The 19,488-nt window shown below is 67.1% G+C and carries 18 protein-coding genes; 4 read left to right on the top strand and 14 right to left on the bottom strand.

All coding sequences use genetic code 11. The features are described from left to right. Positions 1 to 2: 2 nt before the first annotated feature. Positions 3 to 536 (top strand): disulfide bond formation protein B, encoded by a 534-nt coding sequence (locus tag M9917_RS01475; RefSeq protein WP_297250539.1) that lies wholly within the window; start codon positions 3 to 5, stop codon positions 534 to 536. Here the strand turns inward: M9917_RS01475 and M9917_RS01470 are convergent. Genes M9917_RS01470 through M9917_RS01420 form a run of 11 tightly spaced genes read right to left on the bottom strand, consistent with a single transcriptional unit; the run spans position 481 to position 11,037 of the window. Continuing rightward, the gene (locus tag M9917_RS01470; RefSeq protein ID WP_297250538.1) at positions 481 to 1,473 is read right to left on the bottom strand and encodes an alpha/beta fold hydrolase; all 993 of its coding nucleotides are present in this window, start codon (positions 1,471 to 1,473) and stop codon (positions 481 to 483) included. The two genes, M9917_RS01475 and M9917_RS01470, sit on opposite strands and share 56 nt — an antisense overlap. A 29-nt stretch (positions 1,474 to 1,502) precedes the next feature. After that, positions 1,503 to 2,639 carry a cobalamin-independent methionine synthase II family protein gene (locus tag M9917_RS01465; protein ID WP_297250537.1) on the bottom strand — a complete coding sequence of 379 codons (1,137 nt, stop codon included), beginning with the start codon at positions 2,637 to 2,639 and terminating at the stop codon, positions 1,503 to 1,505. A gap of 22 nt (positions 2,640 to 2,661) precedes the next feature. Then, positions 2,662 to 3,882: a thiolase family protein gene (locus M9917_RS01460; protein WP_297250536.1), complete on the bottom strand. Its 1,221-nt coding sequence runs from the start codon at positions 3,880 to 3,882 to the stop codon at positions 2,662 to 2,664. After that, a complete protein-coding gene (locus M9917_RS01455; protein WP_297250535.1) occupies positions 3,879 to 4,298 on the bottom strand; it encodes a Zn-ribbon domain-containing OB-fold protein in 420 nt (139 codons plus the stop codon). The genes M9917_RS01460 and M9917_RS01455 overlap by 4 nt, the downstream gene beginning before the upstream one ends. Positions 4,299 to 4,308: 10 nt before the next feature. Then, on the bottom strand, positions 4,309 to 5,952 hold the full coding sequence (locus tag M9917_RS01450; protein WP_297250534.1) for an AMP-binding protein: 1,644 nt from the start codon (positions 5,950 to 5,952) through the stop codon (positions 4,309 to 4,311). Positions 5,953 to 5,958: 6 nt separating this feature from the next. After that, positions 5,959 to 6,684 carry an ABC transporter ATP-binding protein gene (locus M9917_RS01445; protein WP_297250533.1) on the bottom strand — a complete coding sequence of 242 codons (726 nt, stop codon included), beginning with the start codon at positions 6,682 to 6,684 and terminating at the stop codon, positions 5,959 to 5,961. Continuing rightward, the gene (locus M9917_RS01440; RefSeq protein WP_297250532.1) at positions 6,684 to 7,463 is read right to left on the bottom strand and encodes an ABC transporter ATP-binding protein; all 780 of its coding nucleotides are present in this window, start codon (positions 7,461 to 7,463) and stop codon (positions 6,684 to 6,686) included. The genes M9917_RS01445 and M9917_RS01440 overlap by 1 nt, the downstream gene beginning before the upstream one ends. Beyond that, entirely contained in the window at positions 7,460 to 8,431 is a 972-nt protein-coding gene (locus tag M9917_RS01435) for a branched-chain amino acid ABC transporter permease (protein WP_297250531.1), read from the bottom strand. Before M9917_RS01435 ends, M9917_RS01440 begins: the two co-directional genes overlap by 4 nt. After that, positions 8,431 to 9,297 (bottom strand): branched-chain amino acid ABC transporter permease, encoded by an 867-nt coding sequence (locus tag M9917_RS01430; protein WP_297250530.1) that lies wholly within the window; start codon positions 9,295 to 9,297, stop codon positions 8,431 to 8,433. The genes M9917_RS01435 and M9917_RS01430 overlap by 1 nt, the downstream gene beginning before the upstream one ends. Before the next feature lie 27 nt (positions 9,298 to 9,324). Further along, positions 9,325 to 10,503 (bottom strand): ABC transporter substrate-binding protein, encoded by a 1,179-nt coding sequence (locus M9917_RS01425; RefSeq protein WP_297250529.1) that lies wholly within the window; start codon positions 10,501 to 10,503, stop codon positions 9,325 to 9,327. Positions 10,504 to 10,557: 54 nt separating this feature from the next. After that, a complete protein-coding gene (locus M9917_RS01420) occupies positions 10,558 to 11,037 on the bottom strand; it encodes a MaoC/PaaZ C-terminal domain-containing protein (RefSeq protein WP_297250528.1) in 480 nt (159 codons plus the stop codon). 169 nt (positions 11,038 to 11,206) lie between these two features. Here M9917_RS01420 and M9917_RS01415 point away from each other — a divergent pair, with 169 nt between their 5' ends. Further along, positions 11,207 to 11,698, top strand: a complete 492-nt coding sequence (locus tag M9917_RS01415) for a MarR family winged helix-turn-helix transcriptional regulator (protein ID WP_297250527.1) — start codon at positions 11,207 to 11,209, stop codon at positions 11,696 to 11,698. 166 nt (positions 11,699 to 11,864) lie between these two features. Here the strand turns inward: M9917_RS01415 and M9917_RS01410 are convergent, their stop codons facing one another. Further along, the gene (locus M9917_RS01410) at positions 11,865 to 12,467 is read right to left on the bottom strand and encodes a TetR/AcrR family transcriptional regulator (RefSeq protein WP_297250526.1); all 603 of its coding nucleotides are present in this window, start codon (positions 12,465 to 12,467) and stop codon (positions 11,865 to 11,867) included. 209 nt (positions 12,468 to 12,676) lie between these two features. On the opposite strand from M9917_RS01410, the gene M9917_RS01405 reads away from it, so the two are divergent. Both M9917_RS01405 and M9917_RS01400 read left to right on the top strand, forming a co-directional pair. Beyond that, positions 12,677 to 14,221 (top strand): carboxyl transferase domain-containing protein, encoded by a 1,545-nt coding sequence (locus tag M9917_RS01405; RefSeq protein WP_297254663.1) that lies wholly within the window; start codon positions 12,677 to 12,679, stop codon positions 14,219 to 14,221. Between the two features lie 179 nt (positions 14,222 to 14,400). Further along, on the top strand, positions 14,401 to 16,398 hold the full coding sequence (locus M9917_RS01400) for an acetyl/propionyl/methylcrotonyl-CoA carboxylase subunit alpha (RefSeq protein WP_297250525.1): 1,998 nt from the start codon (positions 14,401 to 14,403) through the stop codon (positions 16,396 to 16,398). Positions 16,399 to 16,440: 42 nt separating this feature from the next. Here the strand turns inward: M9917_RS01400 and M9917_RS01395 are convergent, their stop codons facing one another. Further along, a complete protein-coding gene (locus M9917_RS01395) occupies positions 16,441 to 17,916 on the bottom strand; it encodes a DHA2 family efflux MFS transporter permease subunit (protein WP_297250524.1) in 1,476 nt (491 codons plus the stop codon). 49 nt (positions 17,917 to 17,965) lie between these two features. Further along, positions 17,966 to 19,450, bottom strand: a complete 1,485-nt coding sequence (locus M9917_RS01390; RefSeq protein ID WP_297250523.1) for an aldehyde dehydrogenase family protein — start codon at positions 19,448 to 19,450, stop codon at positions 17,966 to 17,968. Positions 19,451 to 19,488: the final 38 nt, after the last annotated feature.

Below are 19,488 nucleotides of genomic sequence, written 5' to 3'. Positions count from 1 at the left end.
CCATGACCGCCGCCCTTCCCGCATCGCGGCCCCTGCCGACGCTGCGCCGATTGATCGCCCTGATCGGGTTCGTGAGCTTCGCCCTGGTCGCCGGGGCCTGGTATTTCGAGCTCGTCCTGCATCTGCTGCCGTGCAAGCTTTGCCTCGAGCAGCGCGTGCCGCATTATGCCGCCATCGGGCTTTCGCTCGCCGCGCTGGTGCTGGCGCGCTCGCCGCGGCTGCAATGGCTCGTGCTCCTGGGGCTCGCCCTGCTGATGGCCTGGAGCACCTGGCTCGGCGTCTACCATGCCGGCGTCGAATGGGGCTGGTTCGTCGGGCCGAACGACTGCGGCGGGGCGGCCGGGCCGGTGAGCGGCAGCGTGCAGGATTTCATGAAGCAGCTCGGGACCGCGCGCATCGTCGCCTGTTCGGAAGCGGCGTGGCGCTTCCTCGGCTTGTCGCTCGCCGGCTGGAACGCGCTCGCCTCGGCCGGGCTTGTGCTCATCGCCGCCTTCGGGCTGTTGCGGGGCGGGCTGCTGCGGGGAAGAACGGCCTGATCGGCTCATCCTGCGCCAGACGCCGCAGGATCGCCGCCAGAACCGCGTCGCCATTACGGTCCATCATCGGCAGATGGGAATTGCCGGGCAACCCCGCGCCTGGCAGGTCGAGGAGATCGGCCGTCCCGCCCGCGGCGGCCCAGGCCGAAAGCGTCGCGCGCCAGTCCGCCCGCAAGGCCGGCCAGGGTTCGTTCGCATCGAGGAAATCGCCTTCGACGACGAGCAGGCGGGGCAGCGCCAGCCCGGCCTCGAAGGAGGTCGGCGCCCCATGCGGCTCGATGGCGACCACCGCCCGGACGCGCTGCCGGCACGCCGCCGCCACATGGACGGCCTGCCCGCCGCCCTGGCTGTGCCCGACGAGGATGACCTGATCGAAGCGGCCGACCGCCTCGGTGAGCGCCGCGATCTGGGCCTGCGTGTTGCAGGTCCAGCGCGGCACCGAGCGGGCCGCGAGCGCGTCCAGATGCTCGACCGGAAACTGCTGCCCGCCGAAGGGGCGCCGCCGCGCATAGCGCTGCCTGGGGCCGAAGCGGAACAGGCTCCACATCTCCTCCAGGCTGCGCATGACCGGAGCCTCGTTCCAGAGGCCGGGCAGCGCGCTGAAGCCCGCGCGACCGCGCTCGACATTGTCGATCACATGGACGGCGAAGCCGGCTTCGAGCAGGCGGTTCAGCCAGCCCGGCCGGCCGTCGGGCGTGGTCTCCCAGGAGCTTCCGGTCAGCCCGCCGCCATGGACGAGCAGCACCGGCGGCAAGCGGTTGCGGACCGCCGGCTCGAAATACTGGACATAAGCCGCCTCGACGACATAGGTCCCGTTCGGGTCCGAGCGGGTGGCGAAGCCGCTCGACAGCGCAAGCTCGCGGACGGGCTCGCCGGCGACCGTCACGGTCCGGCCGCCCACCCTGTAGCTGCCCATCGCGGCCAGGCCGAGCGCCATCGCCCGATCCTTCTTCTGCGTCCTGCTGCTCAGGCGGTCTGCGGCCGGAGCGCCCGCGAGGCCAGCGCCGCCCCCTCGACCATGCTGCCGAGCTTCGCCCAGGCGATGTCGGCATCGACGAGCGAGACGCCGGTGAAGGTGCCGAAGCCGCAATCGGTGCCCGCGACGACACGCTCCGGCCCGACGACCGAGGCGAAGCGCTCCAGCCGCTGCGCCACCAGCTCCGGATGCTCGATGAAGTTGGAGGTCGAATCGACGACGCCGGGGATGAGGTATTTCCAGTCCGGCAGCTTCGTCTCCAGGAAGACGTTCCATTCATGGGCATGGCGCGGATTGGCCGCCTCGATCGACAGGCCGGCGGGCCTGGCCTTCAGCACCGAGGCGATGATCTGCCTGAGCGGCGTGTCCTTGTGGTGCGGCCCTTCGTAATTGCCCCAACACAGATGCATCCGCATCCGTTCGGACGGGATGTCGCGCACCGCGTGGTTCAGGGCCTCGATATGGAGGTCGACATAGGAGGTGCCGGCCTTGGTGCCGTGGATCGGGCGGTTGCCGGTCAGGTCCGGGCAGTCGAGCTGCAGGATGAAGCCGGCCTCGTGGATCGCGTCGTACTCGACCTTCATCGCGTCCGCGAGCGCCCAGAGATAGTCCTCATGGCTGGCGTAGTGATGGTTGTCCATGAAGCGCGCGATCACGCCCGGCGACGCGGCGGACATGAAGGCGCCCTTCGCCCCGGCGAGGTCGACGGCGCGCTGGAGGATGCGGCAGTCGCGCGCGACCGCGGCCTCGCCCCGGTAGGAGACCGGCCCCTCGCAGACCGGCGCGAGCACGCTCTCGAACTGCGGCAGCACGCGCTCGGCGTATTCGGGAAAGTCGACCACGTCCGGAAAGGAGGTGAAGCGCGGCTTCATCGCGCTGCTGAAGCCGGAGAGGCGGCCGGCCACATAGGTGGCGTAGCTGACCTTGCCGGCCTCGCCGTCATTGACGATGTCGATGCCGGTCTCGACTTGCCTGGCGACGATGCGCTCCACCACCCGTTCTAGCACCGCGCTGAACAATTCGTCGTCGAAGCGCCGCCCCTCGGCCTGCGCCACCAGCTCCGCGACGATGTCGGCGTGGCGCGGCAGGCTGCCGGTATGCGTGGTCAGGATGCGCTCTGCGGCCATGGTTCGTCCTCCCTCGCGGCTTTCAGCCGTCATGTCCCAGGATCGTCACGCTGTGGCAGGCCTGCATGCCGCCATTGGCGTGGATGAGCGAGAATTGCGGCGCCTTCACCTGCAGCCCCAGCGCCTCGCCGCGCAGCTGGCGGATGCCCTCGATCAGGCTGTCCATCACGCAGGAGACGCCGGGCTGGCCGAACGAGAGCCAGCCGCCATTGGTGTTGGTCGGCAGCTCGCCGCCGGGGCCGGTCGCGCCGGAGCGGACGAAGGCGCCCGCCTCCGGCAGCGTCGTGAAGCCGAGCTCGGTGAGGCACATCAGCTCGACATGCGCGAATTGCGAGGCGGTCTGGACCACGTCGATGTCCTGCGGGCGCAGGCCGGCCATGGCATAGGCGAGATCGCCGGCGACGCGGCAGCCCGTCGCCGTGATGTTGGGCAGGTCGCCGAGCGGCAGGCGGCTCGTCCGCAGCGCCATGCGGTCGGTCAGGTATTCATGGGTCTGGCATTCGCCGGCGCCGAGGATCGGCAGCGGCCGGTCGGTCAGCCTCCGCGCGGTGTCGATGTCGGTGACGATCACGGCGCCGCCGGTTCCGGGCGGGCCCCAGGGCGCGCAATGCCAGAGCCTGAGCGGCGAGGCGATCATCGGCGAGGCCATGACCTCCTCGATCGTGATCCTGCCCTTGTGGCCTTTTGCGGAGAACGGGTGATGCACCGCCCAGTCCTGGCACTGCACCGCGACGGCGGACATGTCCTCCTCCGTCATGCCGTGCTCATGCATCAGCCGCCGCGCGATCTGGGCATAGATCGTCGGAATGATCGGCTCATAGGGCTGCTCGAATTCGGGGTCGGCATCCATGCCGCCGATCGCGGCGCGCACATGCGGCATCGCCGCCGCCGCATCCGAGCCGACGCAGAGCACGAAGCGGGCGACGCCGCTCGTCACCGCCATCCCGGCATGCTTCAGCATCGCGTTCATGCCGGCGGCATGGATGGTGATCTCGGAGGCGTAGCGCGGGGTGATCTTGGCGTGGGCGGCCAGGATATTGTTCCATTGCTGGCGCTGATCGGACATCGGCGCCCGGCCGACCAGAAGCCCGTCGATATCGTCCTTCTCGAGCCCGGCGTCGGCGAGCGCCGCCTTGATCGCTTCCATGGCGAGGCGCAGCGCCGTCTTGACCTCGCCGCGGCGGCAATAGCTGTCGCCGAAGCCGACGATCGCCGCCCGGCCGCGCAGGCTGGCGGCGGTCATCGCCCGGCTCCGGCGAGCACCTTGAACTTCGGCAGGGTCAGCGTCTCGTCGACCCGGTCGAAGAAGACCTCGAGCCGGGCGCCGATCGCGATCTCCCCCGCTCCTTCCGCGACGAACTCCGCGAACATGTGGAAGCCTTCGTCGAGCGCGGCGATCCCCAGAAGCCTGGGCCGTGCCTCGCCCGCCCCGGGCCGCAGCGGGACGTGCTGCAGCGACCAGGAATAGACGCTGCCGCGCCCGGCCGAGCGCTCCCAGTCGAGCGCGTCGGAGAGGCAGTAGGGGCACAACGCGCGCGCATGGAACACCGTCTCCCGGCAATGGCGACAGCGCTGGAAGCGCAATTCGCCCTGCCGGCAGCCTTCCCAATACGGCTCGCTGTCGAGGCTCTTGCGCGGGTGGATGACGGGAAGGGACATCGCGGCGCTCTCAGGAGGCCTTGCGGAAATCCGCGAGGAAGGTTTCGCGCAGCTTGTGCTTCTGGATCTTGCCGCTGCCGGTCAGCGGCCATTCCGCGATCAGCCGGACATAGCGGGGCACGCGGAAATTCGCCATCCGCTGCACGCAGAAGCTGACGATCTCCTCGCTGGTGACGGTCTCGCCCTCGCGCGGCTCGACGATCGCCATGACGACCTCGGTGAGCCTGTCGTCCGGCGCGCCGATGACCGCCGCCTGCACCACCTTGGGATGGCCGAGCAGAACGCTCTCGACCTCCTCGGCCGAGACGTTCTCGCCGCCGATCTTCAGCATGTCCTTGAGGCGGCTGGCGAAGATCAGCCGTCCCTGCGCGTCGAGCGAGCCAAGATCGCCGGTATGAACCCAGCCATCGGGGTCGATCGTCTTCGCCGTCGCGTCGGGCTGCTTCAGATAGCCGTTCATCTTCCACCAGCCGCGCAGCAGGACCTCGCCGGTCTGCCCGGCCGGCAGGAAGGCGCCCGTCTCCGGGTCCTGGATCGCGAACTCGGTGCCGTGCACCGGCCGCCCGCAGGTGGCGGCCCGCTCCTCGCGCGGCTCGGCCGGATGGCCGGAGGTGCCCCCGCCCTCGGTCGCGCCATAGATCTGGACGAGGCCGGGGAGGTTCATTTCATCCATGACGCGCTGCATCAGCGCAGGCGTGCCGACGCACCAGCCGCCGCGCAGGCTGGAGATGTCGAATTCGCGAAAGCGCGGATGGCTCATCTCCATCACGTACATCGCGCCATAGCCGGAGCGGATCGTGCAGCGCTCGCGCTCGATCAGGCGCAGGATCGTCTCGGTCTCGTAATATTCGGCGCTGACGACCTTCGTGCCTTCCGCCAGCGGCACGGGAAGCGCGCCGCACGAGCCGCCGACATGGTAGAAGGGCTGCGTGTTGAGGAAGACGTCCCCGCCGTTGAGGCCGGTCGGCTTCAGGAAGGCGATGCCGAAGTTCAGCACGTAGCGATGGTTGCAGAGCGCGCCCTTCGGCAGGGCGGTGGTTCCCGAGGTGTATTGCAGCACCACCGGCTCGCTCCAGTGCCGCTCGCCCTGCCGCTGGCGCAGCGCCTCGCGCGGGATGTCCCGCCCCAGCGCCAGGAAATCCTCCCAGCAAAGCGCGCCCGGCGCGGGCTTCGGCGAGAGGCTGACCACGCGTTCCAGATGCGGCAGGCGCGAGGCCCGCACCCTGCCGTCCGGCCCGCGTTCGGCGAGGGGCGCGAGCTCGGCCAGCGTCGCGGCGAAATCGTGCTTGAGGAAGGCATCGACCATGACGAGCAGGCGCGCATCGCTGTGCTGGAGCACATGCTCGAGCTCGAAGGATTTCGAGCGGGTGTTGATCGCGGCGATGATCGCGCCGACCTTGGCGCAGGCGAACTCGCAATAGGCGAAGGCGGCGAGATTCGGCGTCCAGACCGCGACGACGTCGCCGGGCCGGATGCCGAGCGCCAGCAGGCTCGCCGCGACGGCGTCCGTGCGCTGCCGCATCTCGCTGAAGCCGATCTGCTCTTCGCCGAAGACCCAGCCGATGCGCCCGTCCCAGCGCCCGGCGGCCTGGTCCAGCGCGTCGCCGAGGCAGGTTTCGCGGATCTCGAAGCGGTAATCGTCGGTATAGGGCATGGCGGCTTATCCGGTTCCGGCGGCTTGCGCGCTGCCGAGATACGCATTGGCGATGCCGTCATTCGCCAGAAGCTCCGCTCCGGAGCCTTCCAGCACGGTCTTGCCGGTCTCGATGACGTAGCCGTGGTCGGCGTGCCGCAGGACGAGGCGGGTGTTCTGCTCGACGCAGAGCACCGCGATGCCCGAGCGCGCCAGCTCGACCACGACCTCCATGATCTGCTGGGCGAGCCTGGGCGCGAGGCCGAGCGACATCTCGTCGATCATCAGGAGGCGGGGCGCCTTGAGCAGGGCCCGCGCGATCGAGAGCATCTGCTGCTCGCCGCCGGAGAGCACCGAGGCCGGCTGCGCGAGCCGCGCCCTCAGCGCCGGGAAATAGCCGAAGATGCGCTCGCGATCGGCGGCGATGTCGCCGCCGGCGGCCCGGCCGTAGCTGCCGAGGCGAAGATTCTCGTCGACCGTCAGCGACGGCAAAAGGCCGCGCCCCTCCGGTACATGGGCGATGCCGAGGCGGGCGATGCTGTGCGCCCGCGCTCCGACGATCGAGCGGCCGTCGAAGCGGATCTCGCCCTGATCCGGCCGCACGAGCCCCGAGATCGCCCGCAGCGTCGTCGACTTGCCGGCCCCGTTGGCGCCGACGACGGCGACCAGCTTGCCGGCGGGGACCGAAAGCGAAATGTCCGAGACCGCGAGCATGCGCCCGTAGCGGACGCGCAGATGGCTGACTTCCAGCATCAGGCGTCCGTCCCTAGATAGCAGGCGATGACGGCGGGATCGGCCTGGATCGCGGCCGGCGGACCGGCCGCGACGCGCTGGCCGAAGTTCAGGACGCAGATGTGATCGCACAGCGGCATGACCAGGTTCATGTCGTGGTCGATCAGCACGATGGAGAGATCGGGCTCGGCGCGCAGGCCGCGCAGGCAGTCCATCAGCTCGCGGGTCTCGGCGTCGTTGAGGCCGCCGGCCGGCTCGTCGAGCATGAGAAGCCGCGGCCCCCTGACCAGCGCGCGCGCGACCTCGACCTTCTTCTGCAGGCCGAGCGACAGCGCCCCGACCTGCATGTCGAGCACCCTGGAGGCGATCCCGACCCGGTCGGCGACGGCGGCGACGGCGCGCCCGGCCTCCGCTTCCGCCCGGGCGACGCCGGGCAGCGGCAGCATCGCGGCAAGCGCGCCATAGCCGAGCGAGAGATGCATGCCGGCGAGGATGTTCTCGCGGGCGGTGCGGGTGCGGCTGAGCGAGATGTTCTGGAAGGTGCGGGCGATGCCGGCGCGCGCGATCGCATCGACGCGCCGGCCGATCACGTCCTGCCCGTCGAGCAGGATGCGCGCCCCGCCGGCCGGGCGGATGAAGCCGGAGATGCAGTTGAACAGCGTCGTCTTGCCGGCGCCGTTGGGGCCGATGATGCCGGTGGTCTCGCCGGTCTTCGCCTCGAGCGCGACATCGGTCAGCGCCTTGACGCCGCCGAAGCGGACCGAGAGGTTCTCGACCTTCAGGATCGCCGGTGCGCTCATGGCGTCTCCCCCGCGCCGGCGCGCCCCGGCAGCAGGCGGCGCAGCGGCTGGCCGAGCGAAACCAGCCCGCCCGGCAGGAAGATGATGATCAGCATCAGGAGGATGCCGAAGACGGCGTTGGCCGCGTCCTGCAGCCCGCGCAGCGCCTCGGGCAGCACGGTCACGACGATGGCGCCGAGCACGCCGCCGGCGATCGAGGTCATGCCGCCGACCGCGATCATCACGAAGAAGTAGATCGACTGCCAGATGTTGAAGTCGTCGACCGAGATATAGCCCTTGAGCGGGGCATAGAGCGCGCCCGCGAGCCCCGCCAGGAAGGAGGAATAGGCGAAGGCGAGCGTCTTGTAGCGCGCGACGTCGATGCCGAGCGCGCGCGCCGTCGGCTCGCGCTCGCGCAGCGCCAGCAGCGCGCGCCCGGGCTTGCGCCGCAGGAAGGCCGAGGCCGAGAGCGCGACGGCGAAGAAGGTGCCCGCGATCACCCAGTAGCGGCGCGCCTCCGTGTTCATCGCGAAGCCGAGCAGATCGGCCTCCGCCAGGGTCAGCCCCGACATGCCGCCGGTCCATTTGCCGCCCTTGCCGATGAGCTGGACGACGATGACGCCGAAGGCGAGCGTCACGATCGCCAGATGCAGGCCGGTGAGCCGCAGCGCCGGGGCCGCCAGCAGCGTGCCTATCACCGTCGCCGCGAAAGCGCCGACGATGGCGGCGGCGAGCCAGGGCACGCCGAAATGCGTCGTCAGCATGCCGGTGGCATAGGCGCCGATCGCCAGCAGCGCCGAGGTCCCGAGCGACATCTGCCCGGCCGCGCCGGAGACGATGACGAGGCCGATCGCCGCGATCGCGTTGATCAGCGTCAGGTTGACCACATAGATGAAGTAGCCGTTGACCTGCTCGGCGCTGGCGAGCGCGCCGAAGCCGGCGAGCGTCGCGAGCAGCACGAGGGTGCCGAGAAGACGCGCGACGCTCATCACGCCCTCCAGGCCGGGGCGGAGCCGAACAGGCCCTGCGGGCGCACCAGCAGGATGCCGATGATCAGGACGAGCGCGACCGATTCCTGCAGCAGCGGCGTCAGGTAATAGGCGACGAGGCTCTCCAGCACGCCGACGAGGAGGCCGCCGACGATGACGCCCGGCACGCTGGTCATGCCGCCGAGCACCAGCGCGGCGAAGCCCTTGAGGATCGCCAGGCCCATCATGTACGGGCTGAGCAGCACCGTCGCCGAGAACAGCACCCCGGTCACGGCGCCGAGGCAGACGGCGGCGATCCAGGCGAGCGAGCCGACGACGCGCAGGTCGATGCCGAGAAGCTGGGCCACGTTGACGTCCTCGGCCGCCGCCCGCATGGCGAGGCCGAGCGAGGTGAACTTGAGGAAGGCCGTGACCGCGACCATGGCGACGAGGCCGACGACCAGCGTCCAGAACTGGCCGGGGCTGATCATCAGCCCGAAGGCCGTGTAGTTCTGCGTGCCGAAGATCGGCGGGAACTCGCGCGCCTCGACGCCGAGCACCCAGGCCACCAGCCCGGTGAGGGCGAGCTTCATGCCGAGCGTCACCACCGCCAGGCTCTCGTGATCGCGCTCGCGGTTGGGGAAGATGATGAGGTTGTAGAGCCCGATCCCGAGGAGGATGCCGACGACGAGCGTCAGCGCCATCGCCGCCAGCGGCGAGAGGCCGAGGACGGCGATGCCGAGATAGCAGACGAAGGCCATCAGCATCGCCAGCTCGCCCTGGGCGAAGTTCAGCACCGTGGTGCTGCGGTAGGTCAGGGCGAGACCGAGGCCGAGCAGCGCGTAAAGCGAGCCGATGGCCAGCCCCGTCACGAGATATTGCAGCATGATCCGGTTCCGGGGCCGGGCTTGCGGCTACTTGGCGGCGCCGATCGGCAGCCAGTCGGTCAGCGCGACGGGCTTGTCGCCCTTCCACTGATAGACGCGGATGCCGTTGGCGCCGGTGCGCTTGTTCGGCCCGTAGCTGACGGGGGCCATCAGGCCGGCCTCGAAGTTCTTGGTGTTCTCCAGCGTGGCGAGCACGCTTTCGCGGGTGGGCGATGCGCCCGCCGCCTTCAGCGCGGCGACGATGACCTTGGCGTGGACGTAGCCGACCATCGCCCCCCAATCGAGCGCTGTCTGCGGGAAGTATTGCTTCATCAGCGCCGCGAGGTCCTGGGCGGCCTCGGAATCCGAGAACTGGGTTTCGATCTCGCTGCCGAAGACCATGCCGTTGATGGCCGGGCCGAGCAGCTTCAGCATCGGCGCGGAGGAGCCGACGCTGAAGGTCGCCCAGGTCGGGGTGTAGTTGGCGCCGGCCGCCTGCTTTACCGCGGTCGCCGTCGAGGGGGCGACGCCCATGGAGATCACCGCGTCGACGCCGGCGTCGCGCAGCTTCAGCACATGGGTGCTGAAATCGGTGGTGCCGCGCTCGTAGCCGACATCGGCGGCGAAGCTGACGCCGAGTTCCTTGAAGGCGCGCTCGATGCCGATGCGGCCGACCTCGCCGAGATCGTCGTTCTGGTAGAGATAGCCGATCTTCTTGAAGCCCATCTCCTTGGAGAGCTGGCGGGCGACGTAGTACATCACGTCGGAATAGTTCGCCATCAGGCCGAAGGTGTATTTGCGCGGCGGCTCCGGCGAGGCGTTGACGGTGAAGAACGGCACCTTGACCTGATCGGCATAGGGCGCGACGGCGAGCGTGGTGGGCGTGCCCATCGCGCCGAACAGCAGGAAGACGCCGTCGCGCTCGACCAGCTTCTTGGCGCCGGCGAGCGTCCGGGCCGGCTGGTAGGCGTCGTCCTCGACCAGCCAGTTGATCTTGCGGCCGTTGATGCCGCCCTGTTCGTTCACCCGGTTGAAATAGGCGCGGATCGCCTGCTCGTAGGGCTCGGTCACCAGGCGCACCGGGCCGCTGACGGCGAAGACGCCGCCGAGCTTGATCTCCTTGTCGGTGATACCGGACGCCGTCTGGCCGTAGGCCGGCAGCACGGCGCTTCCCATGAGGCCGGCAGCCGCGACAAGGCCTTCGCGCCGCGTCAGTTTAATCGTCATCTAGGCATCCTCCCCTGGAAGGCGGACCATTCCATCCGCTCGTTTGCGTGGACATCAGCCGGCAGCGGCCATCGCTTCGTCGGGCCTGCAGGCAATCAACATCGCCGAATCGCCGCTCTGGGTGACGACGCCGTTCTGATTCACGATCTCGAAAAAGCGCTCGATCACGCCGCGGCCGGGCTTGCTGGTCAGCCGCTTGCCGGTGATCGTCATGCGCACATGCAGCGTGTCGCCGATCAGGATCGGCGCATGGAATTTCCAGTTGTCGAGCGAGAGCATGGCGAGCGCCGAGAGCTCGAACACGCCCCAGCGCGTGAACATGCCGGTGAGCAGGGTTATGCCGAAGATGCCGCCGACGACGCGCTTGCCGAACGGCGTCGAGCGGGCGAACTCCTCGTCGCAATGCAGCGGGTTCCAATCGCCCGAAAGCATGCAGAACATGGTCGAATCGGCCTCGGTGACCGTCCGCCCGGTGCTGACGAAGACGCGCCCTGCCTCGATATCCTCGTAGTAGAGCGTATGCGTGTCCGCCATTCCGATGCCTCCTCCCCGGCGGGCGCATGGCTGCGCCTCTTGCCTGATCGATTCATATCATATGAAATGATTATCGCAACGGCCAAATCGCGCGGCATGCCGCCGAGGGCCGGGGCTTGACTTCGCCGGCATCCCGGCATCCGAAACACGGACGGCAGGGAGGCCCGAGGTGACGACGACCATGCACGATGATTGTGCCTTCACGCTGGAGACCTTCCTGCCCTACCACCTGCACACCGTTTCCTCGCTGATCATGCAGCTGACGACCCGTCGCTATGCCCGCGAGCTCGACGTTTCGGTGGCCGAGGGGCGTGTGTTGACGGCGGTGTCGAGCTTCGGCCCGCTCTCCACCCACGAAATCGCCGGGCGTACCCGCATGGACAAGGCGAAGGTCAGCCGGGCGGTGAAGCACCTCGTGGCGCGCGGATGGCTGCTGCGCGACATCAACCCGGACGACAACCGGCTGATCATGCTGACGCTGACGCGCGAGGGCCGGAAGATCCATGACGCCGTCGTGCCGATCATCACGGCCATCGAGCGCGAGATCGTCGATGCGATCGGCGCCAACTCCAAGGCGGCATTCATGGAGATGCTGACGAAAATCGAAGAGAGACTGGATAAATCAATGTTGGAAGATAGTTTATTGACGGATAAAAGCTGAAATTAGATAATTTATAATTATAAATAAGTTTTTTATGTATAGGCCCTCAGATTGAACGATTTTATATTGTTATAATAACGCCGGATTGGTTCATCGGGCCATCGAGCGAACCGGCCCTGCCCATTGCGCGGGCGATCATGCGTTGCAGCCGACATGTTGGGGCGTCCTAATCTCCATCCGCGCGAAAAACGCCCTTTGTCACGAGCCTTGAATAGCAGTCCACGAGCTCTTCCTTCGTGAGTCGCCCGCCTTCCTGGTACCAGGCCGTGAGGCCGGTCAGCATGGCGATGATTGCGAAGGTTGCCACGCGCACATCGGAAACTGAAAACAGGCCCTCGTCGATACCGTCTTTGAGGATCTCGCTGAGGATGTCCTCATAACGACGGCGCATCGCCACGACCTTTGATCGGCTGTCGGGGGCAAGGCTACGCATCTCCATATTGGCGATGAAGACTTCCTTGGGCTTGGCCGCATGATAGCGCACGTGGAACGCGATGAAGGCCTCGAGCCTCTCCTTGGCGCTCGCCGCCACGGGCCTGATTCCATCCCACTGGGACAATAATTCGGTCAGATGGCTGACGATGATCGTCGTCAACAGGTCGTTTTTGCTCGGGTAGTAGCGGTAGAGCGAACTCGCTTGGAGGCCGACATGCTCTGCGATTCCCCGCAGCGTGACGGCTTCAAAGCCCTTGGCGGCGATGAGATCGATCGCGGCACGGCGGATCGCAGCTTCAGTCCGCGCTCCATCTGAACCCGCTGTTCGTGCCATCGCAGCCCCGATCCCGCCCGCTTCGGGTCGTGCATAGGACCGGGGCGCTTGACATTCAACACAAGGCCATAAAGAAACGGTCAACCGTTCGATTATTGCGCCGACATGGAAATGAAGGCGGTGCCTGTGTGAGGGGGGATCGAAGCGTGCCGGCACTTCCGAGCGGCGTGGATCGCCGCCTTCCGCCTTTCGCCGAAAACGCGGCCGCCATGCGCGCGCTGGTTGACGACCTGCGCTCGCAGCTCGACCGGGTCGCCCGCGGGGGCAGCGACGAGGCCAGATCCAGGCACCTGTCCCGGGGAAAGTTGCTGGCCCGCGACCGGATCGAGCTGTTGCTCGATTCCGGTTCGCCGTTTCTCGAAGTCGGGCCCATGGCCGCGCACGGGCTCTACGGCGATGAGGTGCCGAGCGCGAGCCTCGTCGCCGGCATCGGGCGCGTGAGTGGCCGCGAATGTATGGTCATTGCCAATGATGCGACGGTGAAGGGTGGCACATACTACCCGCTGACCGTGAAGAAGCACCTGCGAGCGCAGGATATCGCTCTACAAAACCGGCTTCCCTGCATCTACATGGTCGATTCAGGCGGTGCGTTTCTGCCGTTGCAGGACGAGATCTTTCCTGACGAGCGAAATTTCGGCCGCATCTTTTACAACCAGTCGCGCATGTCGGCGGCCGGCATTCCGCAGATCGCCATCGTGATGGGCTCCTGCACAGCAGGCGGCGCCTATGTCCCGGCCATGTGCGACGAGAGCATCATCGTGCGCGACCAGGGCACGATCTTCCTGGGTGGACCGCCGCTGGTGAAAGCGGCGACCGGCGAGGTCGTCACGGCAGAGGAACTCGGCGGCGCCGACGTCCATACCAGGCAATCCGGCGTTTCCGATCACTACGCTCACGACGATGCGCACGCCATTGGCATCGCACGGCGGATCGTCGCGGGCCTGAACGGCCCGGAGAAATCGGCGCGCGGCCTGATCGCGTCGCGTGAGCCGCTCTACCCGGCCGATGACCTCTACGGCATCGTCCCGGCCGATCCGCGCAAACCCTTCGACATCCGCGACATCATCGCCCGCATCGTCGATGCCTCGGAATTCGACGAATTCAAGGCCCTGTACGGACCGACTCTCGTCTGTGGTCTCGCCCATATCTGGGGGCAGCCGGTGGGTATCCTCGCCAATAACGGGATCCTGTTCAGCGAGAGCGCGCTCAAGGGGGCGCACTTCATCGAGTTATGCAGCCAGAAGAACATTCCGCTGCTTTTCCTGCAGAACATCACCGGCTTCATGGTCGGCAGGAAATACGAGGCCGGCGGTATCGCCAAGGATGGCGCCAAGCTCGTGACCGCCGTCTCCACCACGAATGTGCCCAAGTACACGGTTGTGATCGGCGGCAGCTATGGTGCCGGCAATTACGGCATGTGCGGCCGCGCTTATTCGCCCCGCTTTTTGTGGATGTGGCCGAACGCACGGATTTCCGTCATGGGCGGGGAACAAGCGGCGACGGTGCTGTCTCTGCTGCGGCGTGAGGCGATCGAGGCCAAGGGCGGGGTGTGGAGCGCCGAGGACGAGGAGGCGTTCCGCGCGCCGATCCGCGAGCAGTACGAGCGCCAGGGGCACCCCTACTACTCGACCGCACGGCTCTGGGACGATGGCGTGATCGACCCGGTCGATACGCGCCGCGTCCTCGCGCTTGCGCTGAGCGCCGGCCGCAACGCGCCGGTTGAGCCAACCCGTTTCGGCCTGTTCAGGATGTGAGCCATGAGCCACGCCCGCACCAGGACCGGGAATGGCTTCCTGCGGCTGGGGCCTGGCCGCCGCGTGGCCGCATTTCAGCGTTGGAGCGCAACTATGGGCGCCCGACGAGGCCGGGGGCGGGATTCGGCGCTTTCCTCTTGCACCACACTCCAGCCTGAGCGCCTAGGGAGGAGACGTCGATGACGACCGCATCGCCGCCGCTGGCGCGGCGCTTCACCAAGCTGCTGATCGCCAATCGCGGCGAGATCGCCTGCCGGATCATCCGCACGGCAAGCCGCATGGGCCTGCAAACGGTGGCGGTCTATTCCGAAGCGGACAAGGATGCCGAGCATGTCTCGCTGGCGGACGAGGCCGTATGGATCGGGCCTGCCGCCGCCGCGGAAAGCTATCTGAGAATAGACCGCGTCATCGCGGCCGCGCGGCGCACCGGGGCAGGGGCTATCCATCCCGGCTACGGCTTCCTGTCCGAGAATCAGGACTTCGCCATCGCCTGTCGTGAAGCCGGCCTCGTCTTCGTCGGGCCGCCGGTCGAGGCGATCCGCGCCATGGCGTCGAAAGCCGCCGCGAAGACGCTGATGGAGACATCGGGCGTTCCGCTCGTGCCCGGCTATCACGGGGCGGAGCAAGACGTCGAAAAGCTTGCCGCCGAAGCCGCGCGGATCGGCTTTCCGGTCCTCGTCAAGGCCTCGGCCGGAGGCGGCGGGAAAGGCATGCGGATCGCCGAGGATGCGACCGGCATTGCCGCCGCCATCGGCGCCGCGAAGCGCGAGGCGCAGGCCGCCTTCGGCGACGATCATGTCCTGATCGAAAAGTTCATTATGCGGCCGCGGCACATCGAGGTGCAGATCTTCGGTGACACCCATGGCAATGTCGTCTCGCTCTTCGAGCGCGAATGCACGCTGCAGCGGCGGCATCAGAAGGTGGTGGAGGAGGCTCCGTCCTCCTCGCTGACCGAGGCGGAACGCGAGCGCATCTGTTCGGCGGCGCGTGCGGCCGGCGCTGCGGTCGGCTACACCGGGGCCGGCACGGTCGAGTTCGTCGCCAACGAGGACGGCTTCTACTTTATCGAGATGAACACGCGGCTCCAGGTCGAGCACCCGGTGACGGAGATGATCACGGGGCTCGATCTGGTGGAGTGGCAACTTCGTGTCGCCTTCGGCGAAGCGCTGCCGCTGGCGCAGGACGAGATCACGCGGCGCGGCCATGCGGTCGAGGTCCGCATCTATGCCGAGGATCCACAGAGCGGTTTCCTGCCGTCTATCGGCCGTATCGAGAGTTGGCGGCAGCCGGCGGCAGGCCCGGGCATCCGCATCGACAGCGGCTTTCGCGAGGGTGACACCATCACCCCCTACTACGACCCGATGTTGGCGAAGCTCATTGTCGGCGGTGCTGATCGGCTCGAGGCGTTCAGCCGGCTGCAGGACGCGCTCGCCGGCTTCCAGGTCGCCGGCGTGAGGTCCAATGTCGCGTTCCTCAAGGCGCTCGTGGCCCATCCCGCCGTTCGCGCCGGGACGATGGACACCGGTTTCATCGAGCGCGAGCTCCCGCAGCTTTTGGCGCAAGGCGAGGGCGGGATCGACGAGCGCGATCTGGCGGCCGCCGCGGCCGCCTTCCTCGCCCGGCTCCGCAAGCCCGCTGCCTCGCCCTGGGACAGCACGGACGGCTGGACGATCATCGGCCGGCGCCGCCTGCGTTTGGTCTTTGACGACATCGAGATCGCCATCGACTACCGCCGCGACGGCCTGATCCTGGCGACGCCTGGCGGGGCGCGTGCGTTTCGCGTGAATGTCCGGACCGACGGGCGGCTCGACGTTTTCCACGGTGACGGCAAGGAGGTCGTCTCGGCGGTCTGGCTGGGCCGCGAGGTCGAGGTCTCCACCGCGCGCGGTAGTCGCCGTTTCACACTTGCCGATCCTTTCGCCGGCACGGATGCGGCGGCTGTCGATGCAGGACATGTGCGTGCGCCCATGCCAGGATCCGTCACCCATGTGCTGGCCGCGCCCGGAGACAGGATGAAGCGGGGCGATCCCCTTCTGGTTATCGAGGCCATGAAGATGGAGCACATGTTGCGCGCCCCTGCCGACGGCAGGCTGGTCATGCTGCGCTGCGCGGTCGGAGACTTCGTTCAGGAAGGCACAGACCTCGTCGAATTCGAGATCGAGGCGATGGACGAATGACGCATGCCGCAGGTGAAAGCCTGACGCGCGATTTCCGGCCGCTCATCTTCCCGCGCGATAGCCGCTGACCTGTCGGCCATCCTCATCCCGCAGCAGGAGGAAGCCGGGGATGGCCAGGAGCGGCAGGATGGCCAGCACCAGGAAGGCCACGTGGAAGTCGCCCGTCGTTAGCGGGCCGTTGTCGAGATTGAGGACGGCGAGCAGCGAGGCGCTCACCGAGACACCGAGGCTGACGCTGAGCTGTTGCAATATGCCGCCCAGGCTGGTGGCGCTGCTCAGCCTGCTGTCCGACAGGTCCGCATATGCGAGGGTGTTCGTGCCCATGAAATGGGCCGCACGCACCAGCCCGAAGATGAAGATGTAGAGCATGATCGCCCAGGCCGGCGTAGTCTCGCCGATGAGCGCGAAGCCCGCCAACAGGATGGCGGATGTGATCGCGCTGCCCGTCAGCAGCTTGGCGAAGCCAAAGCGCCGCAGAAGCGAGGACATCGCCCAACGGGAGAGCACGGCGCCGGCGCTGATGAGGAAGGTGAGCGATCCCGAGGCGATCGCGCTCATGCCGAAGCCGAGCTGCAGCATCAGCGGCAGCAGGAACGGCACGCCGTTGATCGCGATCCGGCTCAAGCCACCGGCGAGCGTGCCCACGGCGAATGCGCGGTCGCGGAACAGGGTGAGATCGACCACCGGCGAGGCGGCGGTGCGAGCATGGTGGGCGAACAAGAACAGCAGCAATACCCCGGTAAAGCTCAGCGAAAGCATCATCGGGGTCGAGACGACAGGGTGACTGACGTTCTCCAGCGCGAACTGCAGCAGCACGATACCGCTACCGACCATGAGAAAGCCGCGGAGGTCGAACCTGCTTCGTGTTTCGCTGCGCGCGTCGTCCAGGCAGCGCAGCGCCAGCACAATGCCGGCGATTCCGAAGGGGATGTTCGCGTAGAAGATCCAGCGCCAGGACAGGTAGGTGGTGAGAAAACCTCCAAGCAAAGGCCCGATGACAGGGCCGATGATCGCCGGCAACGTCATGTATAGCATCGCCGTCATCATCTCGCGGCGCGGGAAGCTGCGCAACAGGATCAGCCTTCCGACCGGGGTCATCATCGCTCCTCCGAGGCCCTGGAGGATCCGCATCGCGACGAGCATTCCGTAGCTGTTGGCGACGCCGCACAGCGCGGAGGCGATGGTGAAGATCGCAAGGGCCGCAATGAAGACGCGCCGCGCTCCGAAACGGTCAGCCATCCATCCGCTGACCGGAATGAAAGCGGCGACGGTCAGCACATAGGCGGTCACCGCTGTGTTGAGGTGGACAGGCGAGGTCCCGAGGCTGCGGGCCATGTCCGGAATGGCGGTGGTGATGATGGTCGAATCGAGCTGTTCCATCAGGAACGCCATGGCGACCATCACGGGAATCAGGATGCGGAGCCGGGGCGTGCGCTGCGTTACGAAGGCCGGTTCGTCTTGCGAAATCTCCGGAGAAGGCCGGAAAGGCGGCTTGTGCTCGCCGTCAGACAACCGCACGTCTCGCGACTCCTCACGATAGGTTTTCCCGTTAACCCGCGTCGCCGAGCTAGAGCATAACCGTCACGCTTTTCAACTGCGTGCAGGCAAACATCTCTTCGATCGACTCTTCCCGCGAGGTTCCCGACTGCTTGAACCCACCGAAGGGGATTCCCAGGTGGTGCACGCTCGCATCGTTGACCCACATATAGCCTGCATCGATGCGGCGGGTGGCGCGAAGCGCCAGGGACAGGTTCGTCGTCCAGATCGATGCGGTCAAGCCGTATTCAAGGGCGTTTACATCGTCGAACAGCGCATCTTCGTCTTTCCATCGGACGATGGAAACGACGGGTCCGAAAATTTCTTCCCGCATGATGCGCATCGACATGCCGACATCGGTAAAGATGGTCGGCTCCAGGAAGAAGCCTTTGTCCAGGGGCTTGGATGTGATGCGCTTCCCCCCGTGATGCAGCGTCGCGCCCTCCTTGAGCCCCGTTTCGATGTAGCCCTGGACGCGCTCGAATTGTGCCGCGCTCGAAAGGCAGCCCATCTCGGTCGCGGGATCCGTCGGCAGGCCGATCCGCAGGGTTTTGACTTCGTCGACGATCATCGGAAGCAGTTTCTCATAGACATCTTCATGGACGAAAACCCGGCTGGTCGAATTGCACGATTGACCTGTGGTCCAGCGGAAGTTCATCCCCTTGACCACGCCTGCGGCGGCGCGCTCGAGCTCCGCATCGGGGAAGACGATCAGCGCGTTCTTTCCACCCAGTTCGAGCGAGAGATGTTTGACCGTGTCGCTCGCCGCGCGCATGACCGCCCGCCCGGCCGCGATGCTTCCGATCACCGCGACCTTCGCGACTCCGGGGTGGCTCGCCAGCGCCGCGCCCGCTGCCCTGCCGCCGGTCACCACGTTGAAGGTGCCGGGGGGTAAGAGGTCGCTCCAGAGTTCCGCCACACGCAGAGACGACAGCGGCGTCTGCTCGGGCGGCTTGACCACCACGGTATTGCCGGCGATCAGCGGGCAGGCGGCCTTCAAGGCGGTGAACAGGAACGGGTGGTTGAAGGCGCCGATCCGGGCGATGACACCCAGCGGCTCGCGGACGGTGAAGGCAAAGACATCGTCCGAAACGGGAATGGTGTCCCCTTTCATTTCGGTTGCGAGAGAGGCGAAATACTCGATGTTCGTCGCGGCCATCTCCACGTCCGAAAGCATCGCGGTGATTGGATTTCCGCCATCGAGCGCGTCGATATAGGCGAGTTCATGCGCGTGCTCGCGAAGCCGAAGCGCCGCGGTCCGCAGGGTATTGGCGCGCTCCAGAACGGGCACTTTCTTCCAGAGTTTGAAAGCCGCTCTCGCGGCATTCACCGCGGCATCGATATCGTCTTCGGCACCCTCCGCAACATCCCCGAGATCCTCCGACGTGGAGGGGCTCGTCACCTGTCGGCGCTCACCGGTGGCTGGTGGCTGCCAGCGCCCGCCAATGAACAGGTCTCGATGTCTAGGAAGACGATCGGCAGTGTCAGCGTTCACATCGGTCGCGCGCTTGTGCATGGACGTGTCCTCCTCCGAACGGGCGATGCGTTCGGAAT

This window comes from Bosea sp. (in: a-proteobacteria) (genome assembly GCF_023953965.1).
Lineage (GTDB): Bacteria > Pseudomonadota > Alphaproteobacteria > Rhizobiales > Beijerinckiaceae > Allobosea.
This window is presented reverse-complemented; position numbering and strand designations above follow the sequence as displayed.